Below are 25,923 nucleotides of genomic sequence, written 5' to 3'. Positions count from 1 at the left end.
AAGCGATAACAGATTGTAATATATCCTTAAAAGACGAAGAATTAAAAAAGTGATTTATTTCCATGCCCAGGGGTCTTGATGCCATTTATTAAGTCGCTCGTACTGATTATTTTCGATTTGACCGTTGTTAAGCATTTGCTTAATTAGTTCAGGATAAGTTAACAGCGGAACAAATCTTAAATCGGCCTTGTTAAAATTATCGTCGGCATCGCTAAAACCATAGGAGAAGATGGAAACTACCCCATCAACTTGATGGCTGTCTTTTTGAACTGCCTGAGCCGCCTTAATCACGCTTCCGCCAGTTGAGATTAGATCATCAATGAGCACAATATGATCATTTGTCCTTACTTTCCCCTCAATCTGTTTACTGGTTCCATGATCTTTTGGTTTGGATCTAACGTAGATCATCGGTAACTTCATTGCTTCAGCTACCCAAGCCGCGTGCGGGATTCCAGCCGTTGCCACTCCGCCAATGACCGTGACGTTCGGAAAATTAGTCTGAATTAATTGACCAAGGGCCTGATAAATCTTTTTTCTTAGTTCTGGATACGAAATCGTTAAACGTAGGTCGGTATAAATTGGCGACTTAATCCCACTGGCAAACGTAAAGGGGCGTCTTGGATTCAGTTGAACGATTTGGTCGTTAACCAGGTCCTTTAAAATTTCAGTTGTATTATGCATAACTAATCTGTCCCCTTTTTTAAATTCCATTCATCATTGTATTTTTGATAAGCCCGATAAGGATGTTCACTCTGCGTAATGGGACGCCCCACGACAATGGCAGACGCACCATCACGTCGTGCTTGTTCTGGTGTTGCCACCCGTTTTTGATCTTCACTGGCGTTGTCTTTACTTCTGATTCCCGGCACAACATAATCAAAGTCAGTCCCAACTTGCTTCATTAAATCGGGCAACTCCTTAGCGGAGGTAATGACTCCCTCACAACCAGAATCTTTAGCTTGCTTAGCTAGGGAGACTACCTGCTCATTCATGCTCAAAGAACAATTTTGTTCATTAGCGAGTCCCTTTTGCGAAATAGAAGTTAATTCGGTCACCCCTAATAACTCGGGAACCTGATTATGAGATTTATTACTCCCATCCACTAAGCCACGCTTAGCAGCTTTCATCATTTCACTTCCGCCAAGTGTGTGCACGGTCACATAATCAACTCCAAGTTGAGCAAGCTGAAACATACCCGCGTACACAGTATTAGGAATGTCCATTAACTTCAGGTCTAAAAAGATTGAACACCCCTTATTTTTGATTTCTTTGACCGTCTCAGGACCGTACCGATAGAAAAGTTCCATCCCAACCTTGACCGTCAGTTGACTTGGGTACGCAAACTGGTCCAAAAACGTATTTACGTCCATCTGCGTCGGAAAATCCAGCGCAATCATCATTGTCTTCTTCATTTTCTTACCTCGCAAAAAAGGACCAATCACAGACGGGTGTCAGAGAATGGTCCTTTAAAATTAAATTTATATCAGTTAATAAACATAATCCTGGTTTCTCTGAACCAACTTAATTAATTATTACTCTAAATATAGGGAATATCGGTGGGGCCGTCAAGGTAAAAGTTCATCTTGTCAAAACAATTTTACTATGTAATAATCACTAACAGCGTCAAATAAACAAGACCAGCGAGTCTTAATTTGGAGGAAATTATGGATAAAATAAGCAATAATACTGAGCACAGCCATGCATCAATGAGCAAGAACCAGAAACTAGTCTTACTGTCGTCTAGTTCTGGCTTTGGTCTTGAAAACATGGACGTGCTTTTTCTGTCTTTTACAATGAGTTCGATCATCGCATCCCTGCATATCTCAGCCGGAGCGGCCGGATTAATTGGAACCATCACCAACTGGGGAATGCTGCTTGGTGGCGTGATCTTTGGATTTCTTGGTGACAGTTTTGGTCGAGTTAAGACATTTACCTACACCATCTTCATCTTTGCGTTTGCGACCGCTCTAATGGGGTTTGCCAACAATATCTACTTAATCTACTTTCTAAGACTGTTGACCGGGATTGGAGCTGGTGGTGAGTATGGACTTGGCATTACTTTACTAGCCGAAGCCTTTCCGAAGAATAAGTTAGGAAAAATGTCATCAATTGCATCAGTCGGAGGGCAAGTCGGTGCCTTACTTGCAGCCATCCTGGCCGCCTTTATTATTCCACACCTTGGCTGGCATGCATTGTACTTGTTCGGGCTCATTCCCATCATTCTAATCTTCTTCGTTAGACGCCACTTACACGAGTCAGACGAATTTCTTGAATCAAAGCAGGAACAGAACATTTCAACTGTCGAAGCCATTAAAAAATACATGTTTTCAGACTTTAAGACCGCCTATCAAAGTGTCGGTTTGATGATTATGACCACCGTTCAGATCGCCGGATACTTCGGGTTAATGAACTGGCTTCCAACCATCGTTCAAAAACAAAGTGGCTTAAACGTTGCCGGATCTTCATTGTGGATGATTTCCACCATTATTGGGATGAGTATTGGTATGATGGTGTTTGGTACGATTCTTGATCACATCGGACCACGGCTCTCATTTGGGATCTTCCTAATTGCCTCATCAATCATGGTTTATTTATTGGCCCTAGCGCACACCACGATTGCTCTACTAATTATTGGTGCGGTCGTTGGTTTCTTCTCAAACGGGATGTACGGCGGATACGGTGCGGTTGTGAGTCAACTCTACCCAACTGAAGTGAGAAGTAGTGCCAACAATATCATCGTGGGAGTTGGGCGAGCTGTTGGTGGAATGTCATCGGTCATTATCGGAATTCTAATGGATCAATATAACCTGTACGTAGTAATGATTTTCCTTTCCGTTTTGTATTTAATCAGCTTTGTCACCATGATAAGCATCCCTGGCATTAAAAAATTAAGTAAAAACACCAAATTAAGTGCAAATAACTAACATTTTTAAGCCAAAAGAACTAAAATAAACATGAATAAATGAAAAAGGGGATATATAACATGGCTGATGATTTTGAAACACCACGCGTATTAGACGAAAAGATGTCAGAAGTATTTGATTGGAGCGACGACTCAACTCCAGTACGTGATGCATTATGGGATCACTACATGGAAGATAACAGTCATGATACCATGAAGACTGAATCTGATATGGAAAAGTACTTAAACATGAGCGATGACGATGTTAAAGCTGATGCTGAAAAGTTACTTAAGAAATAGTTTTTGATTCTTAGAACTCATCATTATTGATGGGTTCTTTTTTTATACAAAAAGAGATGACTGAATTGTCATCTCTTTTATTAGAATTAATTGTTAACGATTCGTTGATAAACATGAGTTGTTAACAAATAAATTACTATATAGAAAACAATTAAAACTAGTGTCGCACAGACACTGACGCTTAGCATAACTTTTGAATCATATACCCCGATCATTTTTAGTACACTTGATAGAGCTGGATATGCAAAACCTAAGTTTATAACTGTTCCAACAATTGGCAACATAAAGACCATGAGCATTTGACTATGAATTGCATGTTTACTTTCCTTAGTACTTAACCCAACTTTTTTCATTGTTTTAAAGCTGTTTTTATCAGACAGTCCTTCCGAAATTTGCTTGTAATAGATAATTAGTGCAGTCATAATTACCATAATAAAAGCAATTAGAATTCCAACAAATAACAGACTACCAAAAACAGATTGAATTAAATCTTTCATCATCGGTTTAGAAGTATACTCATATTCTGGGATTTTTAATTGTTTCTGGATTTGTCTAGAAGTGGCTGCCTTAGCTTTATCATTTCCATAAATATTAAAAGCAGTTACATTTTGAAAGGGAACATCTTTCTCTTCTTTCACCAATGGATTGATTTTCAAGACACTCTCTTTGTTTGAAGCAACGACATACGTCCTACGCTGCCCTAAGTTAGGTGAATCTGATGTGACAGAGAAATGATTAATTCTTTTAACATGATACTCACCACCATTTGTCTTAATCTCTTTTGGAACGATCTTAGACCTAGGTGAGAAAAATAATACCTGGTTCGGTTTTAATTTAACGCTTTGATGCTGCCAATCATTGTAATCTTTCAACGATACGATTGATAATTCAGTTTTACCAGTTAAACTTGGGACAAATTTACCTTCCTCAGTAAAGTTTCCTGATTGTGGTTGAGTTTGTTTTAATTGTTTAAAATCAGTGATATTAGTGTGGTTCTGTCTAGCAATATTACTAATACTTTTCTTATTAGTCTGAGTAAACTTAGTACTACTCGTAACCATGACATCATATGGACTGAAATTTTTGACTAACGCTTGGGTGTTAATAAATAAAGTTACAGTAGCCACAATTACCACCAAAGTTGCTGTACATAATAAGCAAATGGAGGCTAATCCTGCACCATTCTGTCTCATTCGATACAACATCCCCGAAATAGAAATAAAATGATTGGGTTGGTAATAAAATCGTTTGTTTTTTTGCAGCATTTTTAAAATTAAAATGATGCCGGTAATAAAAACCAAGTACGTTCCGATTACAACTAAAATTACCGCAATTATAAATACATATAATACGCTGTTATTGGGCTTAGTCGTTGCTGAGATGAAATAGCCACTTGCTAAACAAATTAATCCCATCAATCCCCAGAGGTAATGAGACTTCGGCTCATTAGGAGTCTTGCTTGCCGCCCTAAGCAACATAATTGGATTAGTCTTGATAATGCGACATACATCAAATAAAAATATTAAGAGAAAAATACCAGCAAATATCAGTAACACCAATCCGATAGCAATAATCGAAACAGTACTCTTAATTTGGTTGTCATTTAGTAATCGTTTAAGAATTAAAAACGCTAATTTTACAAAAGTGATCCCAAATATTATCCCAATTACGCTACTAACTAAGTATAAAATGATATTTTCAATCAAAAGAATCAGATCTAAATTTGCTTTAGTCAGTCCCAAAATATTATACAGACCAAGCTCTTGATCCCGCTGTCGCATCAAAAAACTATTCGCATAGAAAATAAAAATCACAGAAATAAGTAATACAAATACCAGTCCGAGTATCATCAGAGCCTCAATCAACTTCCAATATTCACTGTTATGAAGACTACTATTATTTAATAAACTAAATAAAATGTAGTTAATTCCAATTAATAGTGACGTTGAAAGGATAAATAGGGCATATCGCGAAAGATTATGTCTCAGACTATGGAAGGATAATTTAGCTTCAATCATTATCAGAACCTCCCCTAATAATGGAATTAACACTGTTGGAAATTTCATCAAGGTACTGGTTCTGGCTCATGTCTCCTTTTCTCAAATCATGATAAATGATCCCATCTTTGATAAAAAGAGTTCGTTTTGAATAACTTGCCGATAAGGCACTGTGAGTTACCATCACAATCGTTTGCCCGGCAACATTTACTGAATTAAGTAGTTTCATTAACCTAGCCGAATTATGAGAATCAAGTGCTCCCGTTGGTTCATCTGCTAAAACTAATTCTGGACGAGTCAATAACGCTCTAGCAGATGCAATTCTTTGTTTCTGACCACCAGAAATTTCGTATGGATATTTTTCCAAAATACTACTAATTCCTAATTCATCAGCAATTTTATTTAATTGCTTGGTCATAAATACCATACTGGTCTTAGCTAAAACTAAGGGGAGTAATATATTGTCTTTATTATTAAATGTATCTAGTAAATCAAAATCTTGGAAAATAAAACCTAGATGATCACGTCGAAATCTGGCTGCTTGTTCCTCAGATAGCTCATCAATGTTTGTCCCATTCAAATTGATTACACCGCTTGTTGGCTTATCGAGGGTTGCCATGATGTTTAAAAGCGTAGTCTTCCCAGCACCAGATTCTCCCATGATGGCAACAAAATCACCTTTATTCACATCAAAAGAAATATCCTTTAGCGCAATTTTCTTTTCTAATCCCTCTCGATACACTTTCTTAACGTGTTCTAATCTTAATAAAGTCATCTAAAATTCCCCTTGTTTAAGTTATGAATTCATTATAAAAGGTCACTTCAAAAATCGATCTTACGATTTTGAAAGTAACCTTACAGTTTGTTATTTTTCAATTGTTAAGTCAGAAAAAGTTAATTTAACGGTAGTGACGCGTTCATTAGAAGTCACCATAATTTTAATATTCAATTCATCACAGATTGTTTTAGTTAAATATAAACCCATCCCTGTCGAAGACTGCCGTGTTCTCCCGTTAGTTCCCGTAAAACCAGGTTCAAAAATTCGTGACAACTCACTTTGACGGATTGGAACTCCACTATCTTGAACACTAAGGGTAGTTCCCTTCCAATTCACATGAATTACAGTTTTTTTCGAAGCATACTTTAATCCATTATAAATTACCTGTTTTAACACAAAAGAAAGCCATTTCTTATCAGTTAAAACTTTAATGTTATCAACTTCAATTTTTGGAGTGATTTGTTTTTCGATGAAAAAAATCGAATACTCTTTTACAACCTGCTGAATCATTAAATTTAAATCATACGACTCAAACTTTAAGTCATGATTAAAACTATTCAATCGCTCATAAGTTAATAGGTTATCAAGTTCATTTTGCATTAATGCCACTTGTTTGACGACGTCATCACTATCAACCTTAGCGGATTGTTCTGCCAAAATACTAAGCCCGGCAATTGGAAGCTTCATTTCGTGACTCCACATCATCAGATAATCCTGATTATTCTTCTCACTCTGTCTAATTTTCTTTTCTAACCTAGTGACATTATCAATTTGTTTATTAAAATTCATCTGTGTCAATCTAAGTAATGGATCAGATTTGGAGAACTCGTTAATTTTTCTACTAGAAAAATCCTTTTTGGTTTTAGAAATTTTGTAATTAGTCTTAATGATTTGATACAAAATAATAAAAACGACGGGTATCCACGTAAACCTGATCAAATCTTTACAAACTTCCATTGGAAACTTGTAAAGCAAACATAGCACTAACATGAAACTAAGCGTGATCAAGTAAACTAATACGATTGGAGTTTGTTGTAAGAATAATTGAATCCAATATTTAATCTTGTTCATCAGAAATTAACCTATATCCGCGTTTTCGTTCGGTTACAATTCGATCATCCAGACCAACCTTATTTAGTTTGCCTCTTAAACGACTAATATTTACTCCAAGAACGTCCAAATCAATGAACGACCCACCTTCCCACAATAAACGCATTAATTTCTTTTTCGAGACTAGACTATTGACATTTAATATAAGGATGCGTAAAACGTAGGCTTCAGTTGGGGTTAACTTAACCGCATCATTACCGTCACTGAATTCATTTGTTAGAAAGTTCAGTTTAAAGTTTTCATATTCTAAATAGTTTTCGTTGGGTTGGTTATTCTTAGTACGACGCAACATCGCACTAATTTTAGAACTCAATACGTTAGTGGAAAACGGTTTAGTAATGTAATCATCAGCACCAGCGGAAATGGCACGAACTGCGTTTGGGTCCATTTCTGCAGACGAAAGAAAAATAATGGGGACATTTGATTTTTTGCGGATCTTTTCAGTCCAATAAAATCCATCATAAATTGGCAAGGTAATATCCATTAGAACTAAATCAGCCTTTACCGCATTGAATTCATCTAGTAGGTATTCCCAATCTTTTGCCACCGTTACTATGTATTTCCATTTCTTAAGTTCACTAACAACTGCTTTCGCAATTGTCTGATCATCTTCAACTAAAAATATTCGTGTCATTTCTACCCTCCTACTATATTTTCTTAATCTTATCTTAGTTTACACTATCAATAATTAGTTTTCATCCACAAAAAAGAAGCCAGCATGACTGACTTCTCTAAAAAGTTTAGATTATCAATGATCAGTAACCAGTTTATATCCCCGCATTGGCACCGTCTTAATCTTTTCTTTTAATCCAACTTGGTCTAACTTGCGTCGAAGTAAACTAATGTCATCTTCAATGGCATCCTCATCAATAAAACTTCCGTTCGCCCACAGAAACGTCATCAATTCCTTTTTGGACACTAATTTATTCTTATGCTCAATGAAAAGGACCATTAGTGAGGTCTCAGTTGGAGTTAGCTTAATTGACTGTGTATTACTGCTTAGTTCTCCCACTGCCGGATTTAAAGTGAACCCATCAAAACTAAATCCATTACTTTTATCTACCAAATTCTCATCTCCGATTTTATTTATTAAAATTGTCACAAAAAAAGGAAGCTACCAAGTAGCCTCCTTTTAGAGCTTATTAATCGTTGTCGTCCAAATCGTCGACAACCTTTTTATAATCTTTCATAAATTTATCATAAGCAGCAGAATCGAACTTGTCGAACTTACCAACTTCATGAAGGGTGCGTTTAATTTCATGAATGGCACGGTGTTCTTCTAACCAACGATGAACTTTGTGGCCTTCTTGTGATTCAGTGCCTTCCTTGTCCAAAGTTTTTTGGAGTTCGTTCATAATTTCTGAAATCTTATCTAATGCTTTTGTTTCTTTACTTTCGTCTGACATAACAATCTCTCCCCTTTATTTAAGTATGACATCATTATATCTTGAAACATCAGGGGTTCAAACCAATATGCTCAAGGGTTTAAGAAAGTTATAAGAGTTCTTCTTGATTCTTGTGTCGCTGGACGTACTGAAGGATGTAAACGGCCAAAATAACCAGAACGGCACCAAGGACTTCAATCCAACTGATGTGAGTGTGTAAAAAGATCACACTCAAGATAAAGGTTGCAACCGGTTGAATGGCGTCTAGTAAACTGATAACTTCTGAAGAAGTAAAGCGGGAAGCGTAGATCAGTGATGAGAATGTCAGGAGGGTTCCAAAGAGGATGATCCCACAAACACCAAGGACTCCACCCATTCCTAAGTGGGGCACGTTGGTCCAAACGGGATGATTAATGTTAAAGGCTAAACTGGCAATCAGAGTTCCCCAGCCAAGAACCACGATTGGTGAGTTGTCGTGAGCCAGTGGCCTTGGAAGCACCACGTACAAAGCAGCAGTGATTCCAGAAATGATCCCCCAGAAAAACGAGTCAAAGGGAATGGATAATTGCGAAAGGTCCCCCTTAGTAATTGAAAGGAAAACTCCAGCTAGCGCCAAAATGAAGACCACGATGTCCATCTTCATGGGCTTTTTGTGCATGAACAGAAAACCACCCAGTAGGATGAATAGCGGTGACAGGTACTGCAAAATCGTGGTGGCAGCGGCGTTTCCAGTCTGGATACTAACGTAGAAACTTCCCATGTTGGCAGCCAAACCGAACAAACCGTATAAAACTAGCCACATGATTGATTTCCATGAACGGAAAACACTAAAAATGCCCTTTCCATAAATAATGGCACTGACTAGTAACAATACAATCGCAGCCCCGGTAGTCCGTGCTGACAAAAACCAGGCAGCTGGAATCCCAACGTTTTGTGAAACATACTGTGTAATAACGCCAGCAACACCCCATGAAGTTGAAGCAAACGCCGCTAAACTAATTCCTTTAACGGTGTTGCTCATCTTACCCGTTTTACTTTTCATATTCTCTCCTCACAGTCTACTCTTGATCTAAATGTGACTTTGCCTCATCAATCAACTTCAAATCAACGTAATCATTTAAAAAACGTTCCATCGGTGTGTACAAATGTCGTTTTTTAAAAGATACACTAAAATCCGCCACAATGGCAACCCTTAATTTATTTTCCGTCAAAAAAACCTGACCAATGCGCTGAAAATGTCCCTTAGTATGTTTTCCGATCCGCCAAGTATGAAGTTTAAAATTACCCTGCTCATCCTTCTTAATTACGTAATTACCGGAGTCATCCAGTTTAACTGGGACACCGGTAAAGCGAATTACTTTATATTTATCTGCCATGATCTTGGCTAAAGCTTCTGTTGCTTAATATTGCGACGCTTGGAATCCTGCAAGATGTAGATGGCAAGAATTACCAAGGCGGATCCGACAATTTCCATTAAACTAATCTTGGTGTGCAAGAAGATAACACTCAAAATGAAAGTCACTACTGGCTGAACGGCATCAACTAAACTAACGTCTTCAGAGGAAGCAAAATGTAAACTGTGAAGCAAACATGCAAATGGGATTACGGTTCCAATGATAACAATGGCACCAATTCCAATGATCGCACCCATCGTTAAGTGAGGTACACCAACCCAAACTGGTTGATGAATGTTAAAGACCAATCCGGCAATCAAGGTTCCCCATCCAAGGACGACAATTGGTGAATTTTCTTCCATTAATGGCCGAGGGATGACAACGTAGCATGCGGCCGTGATTCCTGAAACAATTCCCCAAAGTAACGCTGGCAGCGGAATAGCTAACTGATTAATGTCACCCTTGGTAATTGCCAAAAACACCCCGACAAGTGCCAACAGAAACACGATTAAATCAATCTTATAGGGACGTTTATGAAAGAACAAAAAGCCCCCTAAAAGGATGAACAGTGGTGATAAATACTGCAAGATGGTTGCTGATGCTGCGTTTCCGTCCTGAACACTAAGGTAAAACGACATCAGGTTGGCACCTAAGCCAATGATTCCATATGCCACAATACAAATAATCGATTTCCAGTCCTTAAAAACATGGAAGATTTTTTTCCCATACATAATCGAACCAATTGCTAAAAGTAGAATCCCGGAAAAAATAGTTCTGACGGACAAGAACCATGAAGCTGGAATAGCGGCATTTTGTGAGACAAACTGCAAAACAACCCCAGAAATACCCCAAAAAGTGGATGCAAGGGTTGCCCAAGCAATGCCTTTTAATACTTTACTTTTTCCAATGCTAGTCTTTTCTTCACTCATATTTTCACCCTAACTCGGCATAAACCGATTTATTTTTTTACATATCAATTTAATAGTTTAATTTTAGGCGTAAAGAACAGGGCGGTCAATAGTCCATGTCATTTTATCTAACATAAAAAAGCGAAACCAATTTTATCTGGTTTCGCTTTTAAATTAAAAACTAATCTTCGTTTTTATCTCGTTTAAAACTCATTGGTTGATATGTTAACCGAATGGCAGCTGGTAACAGGATTGGCAAGATGATTACTAAGATAATTAAACCAATGATAACCCCGATGGCAACCTGAATCAGTGTCAAAATTCCTGATGGAATCAGTGCGGCAAACGTACCACCTAAAATCACAGCAGCAGATAATACCACTACTCCAATATAGTTGGCCGAATTAACGATTCGTTTCGCAGGCGTTCCGTCTTTGGTTTCTCGGTACCTCATCATCAAGAAGATACTGTAATCAACCCCCAACGCAATCAACATGATAAAGGTAAAGAACGGCGTGTTCCAAGTCAACATGCTCTGTCCGAGGAAAATATCCGAGAAGATCCGTGTCAACGTCAATGAAGTGAAGTACGTCAAAATTAATGTTCCTTCAATGTAAAGTGGTTGTAAAATTGAACGAGTTACAAACATCAGTGCAATCAGGATTCCGACTAACATGATGACAGCCGTTCTGAAGAAGTCTTGTGAGGCAATATCATGGGTGTCAGACATGGTTGCTGTCTCTCCCCCAATTGCAACGGTTGCATCATTTAAACTAGTTCCCTTCAGTGACTGTTTAACTTGATTTTGAACGTCCTTAACCAAGTTCATCGACTTAGCGTTTGATGGGTTATCTTTTAAGATAAAAGTGATGCTTGTAATCTTGTCATTAGAAGAAACGTAGTTGTTTAAGGCTTGCTTGAAAGTATCACTTTGAAGCACCTGATTAGGAATGTAGAACGTGTTCGCAGCCGCAGCTGAGTTCTGTAAACCGGTCAAGTATTCATTTGACTGTTGCATTCCCTTATTAATCTTACTTAGGCCATCATTTGCTTGCGACAATTGGGCTTGGACCCCTTGCAACTGTTGCCCCATCGCCTGAGCATTTGCACCAATGTTTTGAGTATCTGAGGCAATCCCGGCCAATTCATTTTGAAGACCTGACATAGAAGCGGCCTGTTGCATTTGTACCTTGGAACTAACACTTTGAAGACCGGAAGCAACAATTTGTAACTGTTGAGGACTCATTGGTGACCCCATAGCGGTGGCTTGTTGTTGCATCTGGGCGATGACTTGCTGACCAGAAGTTTGACCAGGAGCGGTACTTGCTCCACTAGCGCCTTGAATGGTCTTTAAATGATCTCCAATTGATTGTGCCGAAGCCCCAATTGCCTTTAGTTGATCAGCATTAAATGAACCACTGTTAGCCCCACTCTGAAGTTGGGTTAGACCAGCATTAGCCTGTTGCATCTTGCTGTTCAAAGTCCCCAGCTGATCGTTTAAGTAGAGTTGGTTAATTGGTTCACCACTTGGTTGGGTGACCGAAGCAACCGTCTTAATTTCCTTATTTTTCTCCAATTGACGAGTAATCCGATCAATTTCCATCATTGACTTCTCGTTATTGACCTTGTGTTTGGATTGAATATAAATCGTTGACGGTTCAGCAGTTCCCTTTGAGAAATGCTTGGATACCGTATTTAATCCTTGTTTTGAAGGCAATGAATTACTTAATTCAACCGAATTATCGTAGTTCAAGCTGCTCTTTCCCGCAAAGAAAATCAACGGCAAAGTCAAAACTAGAACTAAGGCAATCGCCATCACCGGATGTGCAACTGAATGACTGGACAAGAAGTACCAGATTCGACTACCCCGTTTCTTTGGTGACAGATTTTTAGCGGGCCAGTACATGGTCTTACCAAGGAGTGCCATAAAGAACGGATTTAATGAGAGAAGTACCAGTAATAGTACCACCACTCCGATGGCAACTGCCACTCCAGACTGGTAAATTGAGAACTTGGCCAGTCCAAGGGCAAAGAAACCAATTAGGACCGAACCACCACTGTAAAGAATGGTCTTACCTGCTCGTCTTCTGGCATCGACCGTCGCCTCAACTTTGTCCATTCCTTGTCCCAGATTATCCTTAAACCGGTCATACAGCAGGATATTGTAGTCAGTCCCAATTCCAAACAGCACTACCACCATAAAGACCTGGGTAAAGTTTGAGAGTGGAAAGCCCATATACTTCGCCAAATTCATGACGACACTCAAAGAGACAATGAAAGAAACTCCCACGGTCAAAAGTGAAATCAACGGAACGATTGGAGATTTAAAGACAATGATCAACACAATCAAAATAAAGACTGCCGCAATGATTTCGGTTTGCTTGATGCCGTCGATCATTGACTGCCGCATGTCGTCATCTAAGACATCGGATCCCGTCACGTACGACTTCAAGTTCGCCGTTTTCGCACCCTTTTTGAGTTTGTTGTTCATCGTTTCAACCGAGTCCTTTTTAGAAACATTCAGTTGAACTAATTCGGTCGTACCGTCCTTTGAAATCAGTTGTTTCTTGGCGGCGGCATTCTCGTTTGCTGAGGTAACACCCTTAATTCCATAGTAATCGGCATCATTTTTTAGCTTCGAAACGGTTCGATCAATGTTAGCCTGTTTACTAGCATTAATGCGTTTATTGCCGTTGTTATATACCAGTACAACTTGTCTGGTATCGCTAATATGATGGCCCCAATGCTTTTGAATATTTTCAGCAACCTGACTCTGCATGTTAGCTGGAATCTTAGTCTGTCCATGTTGTGCAGTTACCTGTGAAATGCTGGGCAAAAAGAAAATGGCAGCTAAAACAGCAAGAACCCAAAATATCGCAAAAAATATGTATTTTTTGACGAACCTATTCATCAAACTCCTCCTCAATGCTTAATATTTTACTTAAAACATTAATTCATTCATAACGCTTCCAATTATACAAAATTGATCACAAACAAGCAATCCGCCAAAAGCAGTTCAATCAAAAAAGCACCAACCGATTAGTCAGTGCTGAAGTGATGCTTTTCTGGGTCTGATTGCCAGGATAAAAACGGTACTCAAGACCAAAATGCCACCAATGATTTCATAGATATTGAAACTGGTATGTAAGAAAACCACGGTTCCAATCGTTGCCGACAAAGGTTCAAAAGTATCGAGTAGACCGGCAGTCGTAGCGGACACGTACCTTAAACTCGATGTGAAGCATAGAAATGACAACATTGTGCCAAAAAGCACAATGAAGGCCACTCCCAAAATGCCACCAAGAGAAAGCTTGGGAACATTCACCCAAAAGGGATGAACGCAGGTGAAGATCACTCCGCCAACGATCATTGCCCATCCAATGATGACAAACGTGCTGAACTTTTCCTGGAGTTTGACCGGCAGCATGGTCTGAAGCGCGCCAGCAAAGGCCAGGCAGAGGCCAAGCGTAAACGCTTTAGGACTCATTGCGAGATGGGTCAAATCTCCCTTTGTTACCAGTAACCACGTTCCAAGTAGGGCTACCACTACAGCGACACCCTGCTGAATCGTTGGTGCTTTTTTGTACACAATCACCGTCAAAATCATAATGATGACCGTTCCAAGGCTCTGCATGATAGTTGAAGTTGCCGCATTACTGGCTCTCGTTGTCAGTAAGTATAGGTACTGAACGGCCGATAAACCAAAAATCGCATAACAGAGCAGGATGACCCAGCTATATCCGGTGTGCCAAATCTTTAAAATCCTATTTCTTTGAACAAACTTTGTAAATAAAAGAATTAAGATGCCGGCAACCGACATCTTAACTCCCATTAACCATTCCGTTGAAAAATTCTTATCTTGAAACAAGAACTGCGAAACAGGTCCTTGAATTCCCCACATGATGGCTCCAGCAATTGCTAGGATGACACCAATGTAAGTTTTACTTTTCTTCAATATTTGTGCCCCATTTACTTATCTTCGTAACCATTTGGATGCTTAGTCTTCCAGGTCCAAGCGGTTTTAATGATTTCTTCAACGTTATCAAACTGTGGTTTCCAACCAAGAACTTCTCTCGCCTTGTCAGAGTTAGCAATCAAGGTATCAGGATCGCCACCACGTCTTGCGTCAATTTCAACCGGAATCTTCTTACCAGTAACCTTTCGAGCGGCATCAACGATCTGTTTATTGGAAAAACCAGTTGATGAACCGAGGTTAAAGATGTTACTTGGATTACCCTTTTCCAGATACTTCATGGCTAAAATATGAGCGTCCGCTAAATCAAGGACGTGCACGTAATCACGAACGTTGGTCCCGTCTGGCGTGTCATAATCATCCCCAAAAATCTTCATGGTATCCTGCTGACCTGCGGCAACCTTTAAGACGATGGGAATTAAATGGGTTTCTGGATGATGATCCTCCCCAATGGAACCGTCTTCCTTGGCTCCAGCAGCGTTAAAGTATCTAAGAGCAACAAACTTAATGCCGTAAGCTTCATCAACCCACTTCATAATGTGCTCCATGATTAACTTGCTTTCACCATAAGGGTTGATGGGGTCTTTTCGATCCTTTTCATAGATTGGAATTCGCTCTGGATTACCGTAGGTCGCAGCGGTGGAAGAAAAGACCAAGTACTTAATCCCAGCTTTCTTCATTGACTCCAACAGCTTAATCATCCCAATCACGTTGTTATCAAAATACTTCAAAGGATCCTTCATTGATTCGGGAACCAGTGAGAAAGCATCCATGTGGATTACAGCATCGATATTTTCCTTAGCGAAAACGTCATCCAAAAAGTCAGAATCACGAGTATCCCCCTCATAAAACTTTGCTTTAGGATTAACGGCCTTGCGGTGTCCCGTTGACAAATTATCAACCACTACAACATCGTAACCTTTATTAATTAATTGATCGACCATGTGTGAGCCAATGTATCCAGCTCCTCCAGCAACTAATACAGCCATCTTAATTACCTCCTATTTATCTAATAAATCATCATATTGAGTATTTTTTTCGAAAAATTTAACGGCAAAGGAACAAACTGGTTTGATTAAATCATGGTTTTCTTTGGCGTAATCAATCATTACCATAATTAACTTTCCAGCTAAACCCTGGCCACGATAACTTGGGTTCACAAATGTTTCGTTAATGGAGACTACTCCATTATCTTCAGTAAAAGTAACTTCAGCAATTAAATCACCATGGACATCGTTAGCATAGAAACGACCTGGTTCATAATCAAATTTCATTTGTCTCACCACCTTAGCGTAAGTATATCACAGTCTTGACATCAATATAAAGGCGCTTACATTGACGGAGTGTCGGACTTTAATTATAATCCATATTAGAAGTTACAATTCAAACTATTCGACGTGGAAAAATTATTTCCAGGAGGAAAATTATGAGTGCAACAGATACTAAACAGGAATATGATAACTGGGTTTCTCAAGAAGATATGCCGGCAGAATTAAAAATCGATTTAGCCAAAATGAGAAACGATTCGGAACAAATTGAAGACGCTTTTGGGTCATCACTTTCATTTGGAACGGCCGGAATGCGTGGAACGCTCGGTGCTGGAACGAACCGGATAAACGTTTATACCGTTAGACAGGCCACTGAGGGTCTCGCCCAACTGATGGACACCCTTGATCCTGAGGTAAAAAAGCGTGGGGTTGTTATTAGTTTTGATCCCCGATACAATTCGCAACTCTTTGCTCACGAAGCGGCTCGGGTACTTGGTGCTCATGGCATCAAGACGTTTGTTTTTGATGACATTCGCCCAACTCCAGAACTTTCGTTTGCTGTGCGTCACTTACACACTTACGCCGGAATCATGATTACCGCTAGTCACAATCCAAAACAATACAATGGTTACAAGATTTACGGTGAAGATGGTGGTCAAATGCCACCCAAAGAATCCGATCTAATAACTACTTACATCCGCAAGGTCAACGACCTCTTCAAAATTCCAGTTTCAGAGGAAAAGGACCTTAGAAAGGATGGGCTCATGAGTATCGTTGGTGAAAACGTCGACGTTCCTTATCTAGAAGCCGTTCAAACGGTCAACGTGAACCATGACCTGATTAATAAGGTAGGAAAAGATCTGAAGTTTGTCTACACTCCCCTTCATGGGACTGGTAAAATTGTTGCTAGACGGGCACTCTCAGACGCTGGGTTCAAGAACTACGACGCGGTTGTTGAACAAACCATCGCCGACCCTGAATTTCCTACTACACCATTTCCTAATCCAGAATTCCCGCAAACCTTCGATCTTGCCATCAAATTGGGTAAAAAAGAAGATGCGGACGTTCTGATTGCGACCGACCCTGACGCTGACCGTTTGGGAGCCGCCGTTAGACAACCTGACGGTGAGTACAAACTGATGACTGGAAACCAAATTGCCAGTGTTCTTTTAAATTATATTCTTCAAGCCAAAAAAGACGCTGGTACCCTTCCAAAGGATGGAGTAGTGGTCAAATCAATCGTTTCAACTGAACTTGCTACCGATATTGCCAAGAATTACGGGATCGAGATGAAGAACGTCCTAACTGGATTCAAGTTTATTGCGGAACAAATCAAAAACTTTGAACAAAATCACGATCACACCTTCCTCTTTGGATTTGAAGAAAGCTACGGTTATCTTATCAAACCGTTTGTAAGAGATAAGGACGCCATTCAGTCAACCCTACTGCTTGCTGAAGTTGCTGCTTACTACCGGGAAAAGGGGATGACCCTGTACGACGGTCTTCAGGATATCTACAAGAAGTACGGTTACTTTAGAGAAAAGACCATCTCCAAGGAATTCGATGGTCTAGAGGGTAAATCCAAGATGGCCGCAATCATGAAAGACTTTAGAGACCATCCCATGACAACATTCAATGGCGCCAAGGTGATTAAGCTTGAAGACTTCCAGACTTCCACCACGACGATGGCTGATGGTTCAACCCAAAAGATTGAGTTACCACAATCGAACGTTTTAAAGTATTGGCTTGATGATGGGACTTGGCTTGCAATTCGTCCTTCTGGAACTGAACCCAAGATCAAGTTTTACATCGGTGTTAAAGCTGATACAGCAAAGGCAGCTGATCAAAAACTCGAGAGCTACACTCAAGCCGTTGACGATGAACTATTAAATAAATAATTTTAAGCAAACAAAAACTGGACTCGTTTGAGTCCAGTTTTTTGATACTTTCATTTAGTTACTGGTTCATCAGCATTAACAAGTGCGACCGTGTACACTTTTTCAACTTTAAATTCCTTAATGGCCTTCTCACTACGCCAGAACATCTGGATCGCAGCATGACCAGTTGTTCCCTGGCGCATATCACGCCGCATTCCCGTAACATAATCAGAAACATACGTAATCATCTTAATCAACTGCGCAATTAAGGAGGCCAACTTTGATTTTTTGGGTGCGTCCATTCTCTTTAACAATTTAATCGAATAAGCGCATTTTTCAAGCAAGTTATCGTCATTGACTAGGTCACCAATCGCAAACGCAAATGAATTCTCAACGGTGTAACCATCACCACGATAATGAATTAACCCGGAGTTATCTTTAAAACTATTAACAACCGTTTCAAGGTATTTTCCTTCGTTATCAATGAATTGAACGTTATCCGCTAGTTTCGAATCCGAAAGGCTCGGGGTCTCCTTATCCGTCAAATTACTAAACCAACTTTTTAAGCTCAAATTGCCAACCCCTTTCTGATGTTTGGTTTGTGAATTATTACTTTCATTATATCATTAGCTGTAAGCGCTTACCAATAGTAACTTTCTCTCGGTAAAATCATTGGTTTGTTAATTCCTGCTTACATAACCAATTAACAATGATGTATCATTATTATCATAATGATAAATTAAGGAGTGAATCACATGAAAATTGGAGTATTAGGTGCCGGCCATATGGGCAGCGCCATCATTAAAGGACTTGTCAACAAATATAACGCGAGTGACATTTTAGTAAAGGGACATCACGTAACCGACGAGCTCAAAAACTTCTCAAAAGACCTTGGCTTCACAATTGTCACCGATGATTTTCCAAGTGACTTAAACGTCCTATTTGTAACAACTCCCGCACCAATCACAGTGGCAGTGCTGAAGAACACCAAATTGCCAGACCAAACTGTGATCGTTTCAGCGGCCCAGGGGGTTAGTGAACAAGCCATTAATGACGTGCACCAAAACAACTCAGTGGTTTGTATCGTACCTAACATCCCGGTTGCTGTGAACGCCGGTTGCATCGCCGTTGGTAAATCTAAGAATGCCAATGAAGCAGACGTTAAGTCGGCTTTAGACGTTGTCACTAACCTAGGAACGCTCATTAAGACCAGTAACCAAAACCTTGGCATCGTGGGAACGGTTGCTGGATGTGGCCCAGCTTTTGTCGACGTCTTCATGGACGCCTTAGCTGACGCCGCCGTTCAAAATGGCCTTGACCGTGAGACCGCCTTTAAGGTCGCTGCAAGTATGGTTCAAGGCAGTGGCAAATTAGCACTCGATACTGGCATTTCACCGGCAACTTTGAAAGACCAAGTTACCTCACCTGGTGGTTCTACCATTCGTGGGGTGGTCGCTTTAGACGCCACCGGCTTTAGAAATGCCGTCAACAAGGCGGTTAACGACGCCAACAAATAAAATATGGTAATGGAGGAAATTATTTGGATTCAAAAGTAAGCTTAAAAACCAAAATCGCGATCCTCGCCACCGCGTTACTATCATTTTGTGGAATTCTATTAGAAACTTCAATGAACGTTACGTTTCCAGAACTCTCACAAATTTTTCACATTTCGTTAAACTTAGTTCAGTGGATTTCAACTGGATACCTACTAGTCGTTACCATTACCATGGCAACGACAGCATACCTTTTAAAGAAATTCCCACTAAAAAACATTTTCGTCTTTGCGGTCACCGCGTTTATCCTTGGTGATATTTTGTGTGCGGTCGCACCCAACTTCTGGCTCCTATTAGTCGGACGATTAATTCAAGCAGCTGCCACCGGAATCTCACTTCCGATGATGTATCAAATCATTTTTGCTGAAGTACCCCGACCAAAAATCGGCTTTTATACTGGAATTGCTTCAATGGTTATCTCACTAGCTCCCGCACTGGGACCAACTTACGGGGGAACGCTATCATCACTACTTTCATGGCGTTACATCTTCATCGTGGCTTTCCCAATCGTCCTAATTACCCTGTTTATCGGACTTAAGAGCATTGATCTTAAAGCTCCGGGAATCTCCAAACGATTTGATTTCGTTAGCTTTGCCCTCTTGATCGTGACCCTATTTTCATTTGTTTGGGGTGCTAACCAGTTTGGCGTCAAGGGTGCAACGTTTATGAGTGGCTTCATTCCCATCGTCATTGGATTAATCACCTTAGTCTTATTTATCTACCTCAATGGTCATGGTGATTCACAGCTAATGTCGCTTCACCCACTCAAGATCCCCACGGTTTCACTGAACGCCGTGAACTACTTCTTGTTGATGTTCATTAATATTGGGGCGTCATTCGTAATTCCAATTTACGCTGAGACGGTTCTTCATACCAGTGCCATGGTTGCCGGACTGATTCTGCTGCCAGGTTCAATCATTGGTGGCCTCATTTCGCCATTTGCGGGAGGCGCTTATGACCGGTTCGGAGCCTTTAAACCAATCATGATTGGGATGGTTCTGCTGTCAATCGCCACGTTCTTGTTTAGTTCCATGACCGCAGCCTTCACGGTGGTCGTGTTGACGCTGTTATTCACACTTTTACGAATTGGATTTAACTGCGCGTTCTCCTGTACCATTACCAACGCTCAAGAAACCGCTCCACAATCTGATTCAGCCGACGTGAACTCGCTCTTTAACATGCTCCAACAATACGCTGGTTCAATCGGTACTAGTGTCCTGGCAACGATCTACGCCTTTAACCAGAATCAGGCTAATGGTTACTCCCAATACGTCTCAAAGACGGTCATGGGTGGTCACATGGACTTCTTACTCCTGTTCGTACTGGCCGTTTTCGGCTTAATTCTTGCACTAGTTAACTGGACCATTCAAAGAAAGCACCTCGCAAAAAATGCATAACAATCAAGCAATTAAAAAACTTGCTCCCAACCTTCACCATTTAACTACGGAACAGGAACAATTAATTAATCAAATCGAACAATTTATTAATCAACGAATCGATCAAAAACAACCGTCCGTTTTCACGATCTTTGGAGATGCCGGTACGGGTAAAAGTGTCATTTTGAGTCAACTCTTTTTCAACATTCAACAAGCCGCAAAGAAAAAAGGCAAGCTTCATGACACTAAGAACTACTTCTTAGTTAACCATCCAGAAGTTTTGAAGGTTTACAAACAAATTGCTGGATCCGAAGATAATGTTTTAAAAAAGAACTTTATGCGTCCTACCTCATTTATTAACCAAATGCACAAGCGAAACGAACGTGCTGACGTTGTGATTGTTGATGAGGCCCATTTACTACTATCTTCACCAGACCATTACAATAATTTCTATCAGAAAAACCAGTTAGAAGAAATCATTAAGTCAAGCAAGGTCGTCATTGCCGTCTTTGACATGAATCAGGTACTACGAACCAAGTGTTACTGGGACAAGCAACGTTTAAACAAACTACTTGAACCCTACTATCACGAAAGTTATCAACTGACCCATCAGTTTCGCATGACCGCTAAACCAGACTTGGTTCACTGGATCAATGAATTTACGAGAGGCAAGTTGCTGCCAATCCCCAAGGACGCCGATACTGGTTACGACTTTCAAATCTTTGATGACGCTGAAAAAATGCGCCAAGCGATTGTGAAGAAAAACCATGAGGTGGGCTTATCCCGAATTGTTTCGACCACCGGCTATCCATCAACTTTAGATGGCGGAAAACATTACATCAAAGAACTTGGTGGTTTCAAAATGCCGTGGGATCAGTACAATTACACCAGTACTCCGTGGGCGGAAATTCCTCAAACCATCAATGAAGTTGGCTCCATTTACACCTGTCAGGGATTTGATTTGAACTACGTTGGCATTATTTTAGGTCCGCCAATCTATCTTGACCCTAAAGATCATCGCGTAAAGGTCGATTTAAAAAAGCAAACCGATGTTGAAAGCAAAAAACACCGAAAAGACATCACGGATCCGAAAGAATTTGCACAAATAGGGCGGCAAATCATCCTGAACTCCGTGAATGTGTTAATGAAGCGCGGTGTCTTTGGGACTTTCATCTTTGCTCACGATCCGAAGCTTAGAGAAGCATTAATGAAATCATTTCAAAAGATCAACCACTAAGTAAGTTCCATTTTAAAGATAATTAAGCCAAAGGGCCCCATAATGTTCGTATTTTGGGGCTTTTTTGGTTGTTCTGATAAAAAAATTTACTTTTGTGTAACAAAATGTGCCATCAGTGCTAGTAATTTCCTTTCAATGCGTATAATCTAGTCATAACCCCAAAATACATTTTTTGGAGCTTATGATAAGGAGGACAATTTAATGGGATCAATCATTCAATTCAAAGACGTAGAAAAGTACTACGGCAAATTTCACGCGTTAACCAACATTAACCTTGATATTCACGAAGGTGAAAACGTTGTGTTAATCGGACCATCTGGATCGGGTAAATCAACTTTACTTAGAACCATTAATGGACTAGAGACCATTCAACAGGGACAACTCATTGTTGACGGCAAAGATCTGTCAAGCAACAAAACCAACCTTAATAAACTTAGAACTGACGTTGGGATGGTCTTTCAGCATTTCAACCTTTACAACAACAAAACCATCACCGAAAACATCACGTTGGCTCCACGAATCGTCTTAAAACGTCCTCAAACTGAAAACGAAAAGGTAGCAAAAAAACTACTTGAACGAGTTAACCTACCGGAACAAGGAGCCAAATACCCAGCTCAATTATCTGGTGGTCAACAACAACGAATTGCCATTGCTCGCTCCCTGGCAATGAATCCTAAGGTGTTGCTGTTTGACGAACCAACCTCTGCCCTTGATCCCGAGATGGTCGGAAGTGTGTTAGACATCATGCAGGACATCGCCAACACATCTGACATGACGACCCTCGTTGTTACTCATGAAATGGGCTTTGCCAGATCCGTTGCTGATCGCGTTATTTTCATGGCTGACGGGAAAATCCTGGAAAATTCTAAAACCGATGAATTTTTCGATCACCCTAAGACCGAACGAGCTCGCAAGTTCTTATCACAAGTTGAACATAAATAAAAAGTGAGGTAGATTCCATGAGTAAATTTAAGTTAAAACGAGTGGGTTTGATTGCCTCCGTCATCCTAATTGTCATAATCATTGGCGGCATTTTTACCGGACTTGAGGCTAAGAAACATCAATCGGTCGCAACCAATGACTACGCCAGGATCAAGGACAGCCACGTCATGCACTGGGGAGTTAAGGGTGATACCAGATTATTTGGCTTAATCAGTCCCAAGACCGGTCAAAGTGAAGGATTTGATGTCGACATGGCGCGCGCCGTCACCGCCCAAATGGCCAAGGACGCCGGAACGAAAATCAAGCCCGAATTCACTTCGGTCACCACTAACTCTAAAATCCAATTACTAAAAAACAATCAGGTTGAAGCAGTAGCCGCAACGATGACCATCACACCCGAGAGAGCCAAAGTGATTGACTTTACCAAACCGTATTTTCCAGCTGGCCAATCAATTCTGGTTAAAAAAGATTCCCCAATTAAGGACATTCGTCAGTTAAACAATCCTAAATACACTGTTATCACGACCATTGGAACCACTGCGATTCAAACCATGAAACAGTTTGCTCCAAAGGCGAAGGTCATCTCGATGCCAGATAACTCCCAGGCCTTAAGTGCTCTTGAATCTGGTCAGGGAGTGGCCGTGACTACCGATAACGCCATTCTATATGGTCTCGCTGATCAAAATCGTTCCACCAAGGTTGTTGGAAAACCATTCACTAATCAACCCTACGGACTAGCAATGAACAAGCACCAACCTGAACTGAAGGCCGCCATGGATAAAGCTTTAGAACAAGTCATTTCCGACGGAACTTACAACAAGTTGATTAAGAAATGGTTCTCAAACGTGCCTGGATTAGATTGGAGGAGTCTTGAAAAATGATAAATATCTTTCTTGAAAATTGGAAAACTCTTCTAGACGGCTTCTGGATTACCATCCTATCCTCAATCATTGGATTAGTTGGATCACTAGTCTTGGGGACCATCTTTGCCCTTCTAGAAATGGCTCCAAATAAATTACTTAAATTCATCGGAAGTGCGTTTGTCGAATTCTTTAGAAACATCCCACTTCTGGTCATCACCTTATTCTTCTACGTGGTGGTCGCAGCTGATTTTCACATTTCTGGATTTTGGTCTGGGACCATTGGATTAATCCTCTATACGTCTGCGTTTATCGCTGAGTGTATTAGAGGTGGCGTTGATTCAGTTGATCCGGGCCAGATGGAAGGTGCCAGAGCGAACGGATTAACGTACACTCAGGCCATGATTCAAGTGGTCTTACCCCAGGGATTCAAGCTAGCCATTCCATCGCTTGGAAACCAGTTCATTAACTTGGTTAAAAACTCATCAATTCTGTCATTTGTGGCCGGATTCGATTTAATGTACCAGGCCAACGTTATCTCTGGTGAAAATCTTGACCCATTTAACACCTACATCATCGTTGGAATTTTGTACCTCATCATCACCGTCTCCGTTTCCAAATGCATGAGCGTGATTGAGCGCAAAGTGAACGGAGGTGTCACACAATGAGTGGAGCATTTAGTTTAATTAACATGCACTATTTACTGGGTGGTCTAGTCGTTACCATTCTGGTATCAGTGATTTCAATTATTATTAGTTTTATCCTGGGAACTCTAATCGGAATTATCCTATTTGAAAAAGTTCCCTACTTTACCAAAACGGTTCGTTTCATTTCCAACACCATCAGAAATCTTCCCTTACTGCTTCTTATCTTCTTCACCTTCTTCGCTTTACCAAAGTTAGGGGTCGAGTTGAATTCCTTTGCGGCCACGGTCGTTGCCATGTCGGTCTTTGAAGCCAGTATGGTTGGTGAGATTATCCGTGGTGGCTTACTCTCAGTTGGAGTTGACCAGGCTGAAGGTGCCCTTTCTACCGGAATGAATAAGGCCCAAACGTTATGGCACATCCTGTTACCACAGGCCCTAAAGAAGTCCATTCCACCACTGATTTCCCAATTCATTTCACTAGTTAAGGATACTTCGTTAGCAACCGCCATTGTCCTTCCAGAACTAACCTTTAGGTCTCAGGTCATCTACGGTCAGAACCCTAACTACATGATTCCGATGTTTGTCACGATTGCCATTATGTACTTCATTATTAACTACGGACTTTCCTTACTTGCAAAATGGTTCGACAAAAGAATGGTTTAGCCTGCACAAATTGCTTCCCTTTCCCTTGATTTTGAGCTACATTGGATGAGGGCATATGGGAGGTTAATGCATGTTGACAAACAAAATTAAAATCACAGCAACAATGACGAGTAAGAATCAAATTACGATTCCAAAAACCGTCCGTGACATTCTCAATCTTAAGCAGAACGACCAACTGGAATTTACAATTCAAAAAGATGGTTCGGTAACAATGGCACCTAAAGAATCCTTTGAAGGGTTTTGGAAAATCGTTGAAGATCAGGAAAAGAAATACGGTAACGTCAGCAGTTCGGAACAAGATTGGGGCCCTGATCAGGGGTCGGAGGTTATCGATTAATGAATTATAAACAAGGTGAGATTTACTTCGTTAATCTTGAACCGGCACTTGGCACCGAAACCAAGAAAAAACGTCCGTGTCTGGTTGTTAGTAATAATCACTATAATCATCTAATGAACACGGTGATTGTAATTCCAATCAGTTCTTCCGCTAAGTACCTGGAAGAAAAGAAGTACGTGAAATCACCACTATACTTTCAGGTTAATAACAAAAACGTTCATGGGACTGCCATGCTTCAGCACGTCCGAACCGTGGACATGGAAGTTCGAAGTGAAACCAAGTTGGTCGCAAAGTTAGACGATCGGGACATGCGGAAAATTACTAATAACATTAAACAGTTCTTTTAAAAGGTACGAAAAAGAGGCCACACGAAGGTGTGACCTCTTTTTTAATTATATTTGTAATCTTGCGATTATT

At 40.3% G+C, this 25,923-nt stretch carries 28 protein-coding genes; 12 read left to right on the top strand and 16 right to left on the bottom strand.

The genetic code is table 11. From position 1 onward, the window contains the following. Positions 1-54: 54 nt before the first annotated feature. Together pyrE and pyrF are read right to left on the bottom strand one after the other, a co-directional pair. Positions 55-681 carry an orotate phosphoribosyltransferase gene (pyrE, locus tag AC6UD8_RS00945; RefSeq protein WP_500699118.1) on the bottom strand — a complete coding sequence of 209 codons (627 nt, stop codon included), beginning with the start codon at positions 679-681 and terminating at the stop codon, positions 55-57. 2 nt (positions 682-683) lie between these two features. Beyond that, on the bottom strand, positions 684-1,412 hold the full coding sequence (gene pyrF, locus AC6UD8_RS00940; protein WP_500699116.1) for an orotidine-5'-phosphate decarboxylase: 729 nt from the start codon (positions 1,410-1,412) through the stop codon (positions 684-686). Between the two features lie 252 nt (positions 1,413-1,664). On the opposite strand from pyrF, the gene AC6UD8_RS00935 reads away from it, so the two are divergent. After that, positions 1,665-2,924, top strand: a complete 1,260-nt coding sequence (locus tag AC6UD8_RS00935) for an MFS transporter (protein ID WP_500699114.1) — start codon at positions 1,665-1,667, stop codon at positions 2,922-2,924. Between the two features lie 59 nt (positions 2,925-2,983). Next, positions 2,984-3,202, top strand: a complete 219-nt coding sequence (locus AC6UD8_RS00930) for a P8 family protein (protein WP_500693400.1) — start codon at positions 2,984-2,986, stop codon at positions 3,200-3,202. A gap of 86 nt (positions 3,203-3,288) precedes the next feature. Here AC6UD8_RS00930 and AC6UD8_RS00925 read toward each other — a convergent pair whose 3' ends face one another. The 13 genes from AC6UD8_RS00925 to AC6UD8_RS00865 all read right to left on the bottom strand — a co-directional run bounded on the left by AC6UD8_RS00925 (position 3,289) and on the right by AC6UD8_RS00865 (position 16,021). Further along, positions 3,289-5,220: an ABC transporter permease gene (locus tag AC6UD8_RS00925; RefSeq protein WP_500699112.1), complete on the bottom strand. Its 1,932-nt coding sequence runs from the start codon at positions 5,218-5,220 to the stop codon at positions 3,289-3,291. Next, positions 5,213-5,974 (bottom strand): ABC transporter ATP-binding protein, encoded by a 762-nt coding sequence (locus AC6UD8_RS00920; protein WP_500699109.1) that lies wholly within the window; start codon positions 5,972-5,974, stop codon positions 5,213-5,215. The genes AC6UD8_RS00925 and AC6UD8_RS00920 overlap by 8 nt, the downstream gene beginning before the upstream one ends. A gap of 90 nt (positions 5,975-6,064) precedes the next feature. Continuing rightward, a complete protein-coding gene (locus tag AC6UD8_RS00915; protein WP_500699107.1) occupies positions 6,065-7,048 on the bottom strand; it encodes a sensor histidine kinase in 984 nt (327 codons plus the stop codon). Then, entirely contained in the window at positions 7,035-7,721 is a 687-nt protein-coding gene (locus AC6UD8_RS00910; protein ID WP_500699104.1) for a response regulator transcription factor, read from the bottom strand. Before AC6UD8_RS00910 ends, AC6UD8_RS00915 begins: the two co-directional genes overlap by 14 nt. Positions 7,722-7,835: 114 nt before the next feature. After that, a complete protein-coding gene (locus tag AC6UD8_RS00905; protein WP_500699102.1) occupies positions 7,836-8,153 on the bottom strand; it encodes a winged helix-turn-helix domain-containing protein in 318 nt (105 codons plus the stop codon). 76 nt (positions 8,154-8,229) lie between these two features. Beyond that, the gene (locus AC6UD8_RS00900) at positions 8,230-8,493 is read right to left on the bottom strand and encodes a hypothetical protein (RefSeq protein WP_500693395.1); all 264 of its coding nucleotides are present in this window, start codon (positions 8,491-8,493) and stop codon (positions 8,230-8,232) included. A gap of 88 nt (positions 8,494-8,581) precedes the next feature. Next, the gene (locus tag AC6UD8_RS00895) at positions 8,582-9,514 is read right to left on the bottom strand and encodes a DMT family transporter (RefSeq protein WP_500693394.1); all 933 of its coding nucleotides are present in this window, start codon (positions 9,512-9,514) and stop codon (positions 8,582-8,584) included. A gap of 16 nt (positions 9,515-9,530) precedes the next feature. Then, entirely contained in the window at positions 9,531-9,848 is a 318-nt protein-coding gene (locus AC6UD8_RS00890; RefSeq protein WP_500693393.1) for a DUF7671 family protein, read from the bottom strand. 8 nt (positions 9,849-9,856) lie between these two features. Next, positions 9,857-10,795 (bottom strand): DMT family transporter, encoded by a 939-nt coding sequence (locus tag AC6UD8_RS00885; protein WP_500693392.1) that lies wholly within the window; start codon positions 10,793-10,795, stop codon positions 9,857-9,859. Positions 10,796-10,955: 160 nt separating this feature from the next. Further along, positions 10,956-13,685 (bottom strand): MMPL family transporter, encoded by a 2,730-nt coding sequence (locus tag AC6UD8_RS00880; protein ID WP_500699100.1) that lies wholly within the window; start codon positions 13,683-13,685, stop codon positions 10,956-10,958. 132 nt (positions 13,686-13,817) lie between these two features. Beyond that, positions 13,818-14,729, bottom strand: coding sequence for a DMT family transporter (locus AC6UD8_RS00875; protein WP_500695371.1), 912 nt, complete (start codon positions 14,727-14,729; stop codon positions 13,818-13,820). A gap of 14 nt (positions 14,730-14,743) precedes the next feature. Beyond that, positions 14,744-15,736 (bottom strand): UDP-glucose 4-epimerase GalE, encoded by a 993-nt coding sequence (gene galE / locus AC6UD8_RS00870; RefSeq protein ID WP_500693389.1) that lies wholly within the window; start codon positions 15,734-15,736, stop codon positions 14,744-14,746. Between the two features lie 12 nt (positions 15,737-15,748). Then, positions 15,749-16,021 (bottom strand): GNAT family N-acetyltransferase, encoded by a 273-nt coding sequence (locus AC6UD8_RS00865; protein WP_500696433.1) that lies wholly within the window; start codon positions 16,019-16,021, stop codon positions 15,749-15,751. A gap of 152 nt (positions 16,022-16,173) precedes the next feature. On the opposite strand from AC6UD8_RS00865, the gene AC6UD8_RS00860 reads away from it, so the two are divergent. After that, the gene (locus AC6UD8_RS00860; RefSeq protein ID WP_500723552.1) at positions 16,174-17,913 is read left to right on the top strand and encodes a phospho-sugar mutase; all 1,740 of its coding nucleotides are present in this window, start codon (positions 16,174-16,176) and stop codon (positions 17,911-17,913) included. Between the two features lie 50 nt (positions 17,914-17,963). Here the strand turns inward: AC6UD8_RS00860 and AC6UD8_RS00855 are convergent, their stop codons facing one another. Then, entirely contained in the window at positions 17,964-18,464 is a 501-nt protein-coding gene (locus tag AC6UD8_RS00855; protein WP_500699098.1) for a hypothetical protein, read from the bottom strand. A gap of 183 nt (positions 18,465-18,647) precedes the next feature. On the opposite strand from AC6UD8_RS00855, the gene AC6UD8_RS00850 reads away from it, so the two are divergent. The 9 genes from AC6UD8_RS00850 (at position 18,648) to AC6UD8_RS00810 (ending at position 25,853) form a co-directional block, all read left to right on the top strand. Next, positions 18,648-19,409 (top strand): pyrroline-5-carboxylate reductase family protein, encoded by a 762-nt coding sequence (locus AC6UD8_RS00850; RefSeq protein WP_500693385.1) that lies wholly within the window; start codon positions 18,648-18,650, stop codon positions 19,407-19,409. Positions 19,410-19,432: 23 nt separating this feature from the next. Continuing rightward, positions 19,433-20,842, top strand: coding sequence for an MFS transporter (locus AC6UD8_RS00845; protein WP_500699097.1), 1,410 nt, complete (start codon positions 19,433-19,435; stop codon positions 20,840-20,842). Continuing rightward, positions 20,835-22,058, top strand: coding sequence for a DUF2075 domain-containing protein (locus tag AC6UD8_RS00840; protein ID WP_500699095.1), 1,224 nt, complete (start codon positions 20,835-20,837; stop codon positions 22,056-22,058). Before AC6UD8_RS00845 ends, AC6UD8_RS00840 begins: the two co-directional genes overlap by 8 nt. 201 nt (positions 22,059-22,259) lie before the next feature. Continuing rightward, entirely contained in the window at positions 22,260-23,000 is a 741-nt protein-coding gene (locus AC6UD8_RS00835; protein ID WP_500699093.1) for an amino acid ABC transporter ATP-binding protein, read from the top strand. A gap of 17 nt (positions 23,001-23,017) precedes the next feature. After that, entirely contained in the window at positions 23,018-23,881 is an 864-nt protein-coding gene (locus tag AC6UD8_RS00830; RefSeq protein ID WP_500699091.1) for a transporter substrate-binding domain-containing protein, read from the top strand. After that, positions 23,878-24,528, top strand: a complete 651-nt coding sequence (locus AC6UD8_RS00825) for an amino acid ABC transporter permease (protein WP_500693380.1) — start codon at positions 23,878-23,880, stop codon at positions 24,526-24,528. Before AC6UD8_RS00830 ends, AC6UD8_RS00825 begins: the two co-directional genes overlap by 4 nt. Then, positions 24,525-25,169: an amino acid ABC transporter permease gene (locus AC6UD8_RS00820; RefSeq protein WP_500693379.1), complete on the top strand. Its 645-nt coding sequence runs from the start codon at positions 24,525-24,527 to the stop codon at positions 25,167-25,169. Before AC6UD8_RS00825 ends, AC6UD8_RS00820 begins: the two co-directional genes overlap by 4 nt. A 70-nt stretch (positions 25,170-25,239) precedes the next feature. Further along, complete coding sequence (locus tag AC6UD8_RS00815; protein ID WP_500693378.1) at positions 25,240-25,506, top strand: AbrB/MazE/SpoVT family DNA-binding domain-containing protein; 267 nt, start codon at positions 25,240-25,242, stop codon at positions 25,504-25,506. Next, complete coding sequence (locus AC6UD8_RS00810) at positions 25,506-25,853, top strand: type II toxin-antitoxin system PemK/MazF family toxin (RefSeq protein ID WP_500693377.1); 348 nt, start codon at positions 25,506-25,508, stop codon at positions 25,851-25,853. Before AC6UD8_RS00815 ends, AC6UD8_RS00810 begins: the two co-directional genes overlap by 1 nt. Positions 25,854-25,923 lie beyond the last annotated feature (70 nt).

It is taken from the genome of Fructilactobacillus sp. X1R3C1, assembly GCF_059901545.1.
Note: the sequence above shows the minus strand (reverse complement) of the source record. Positions and strands in the feature narration are given on the sequence as shown.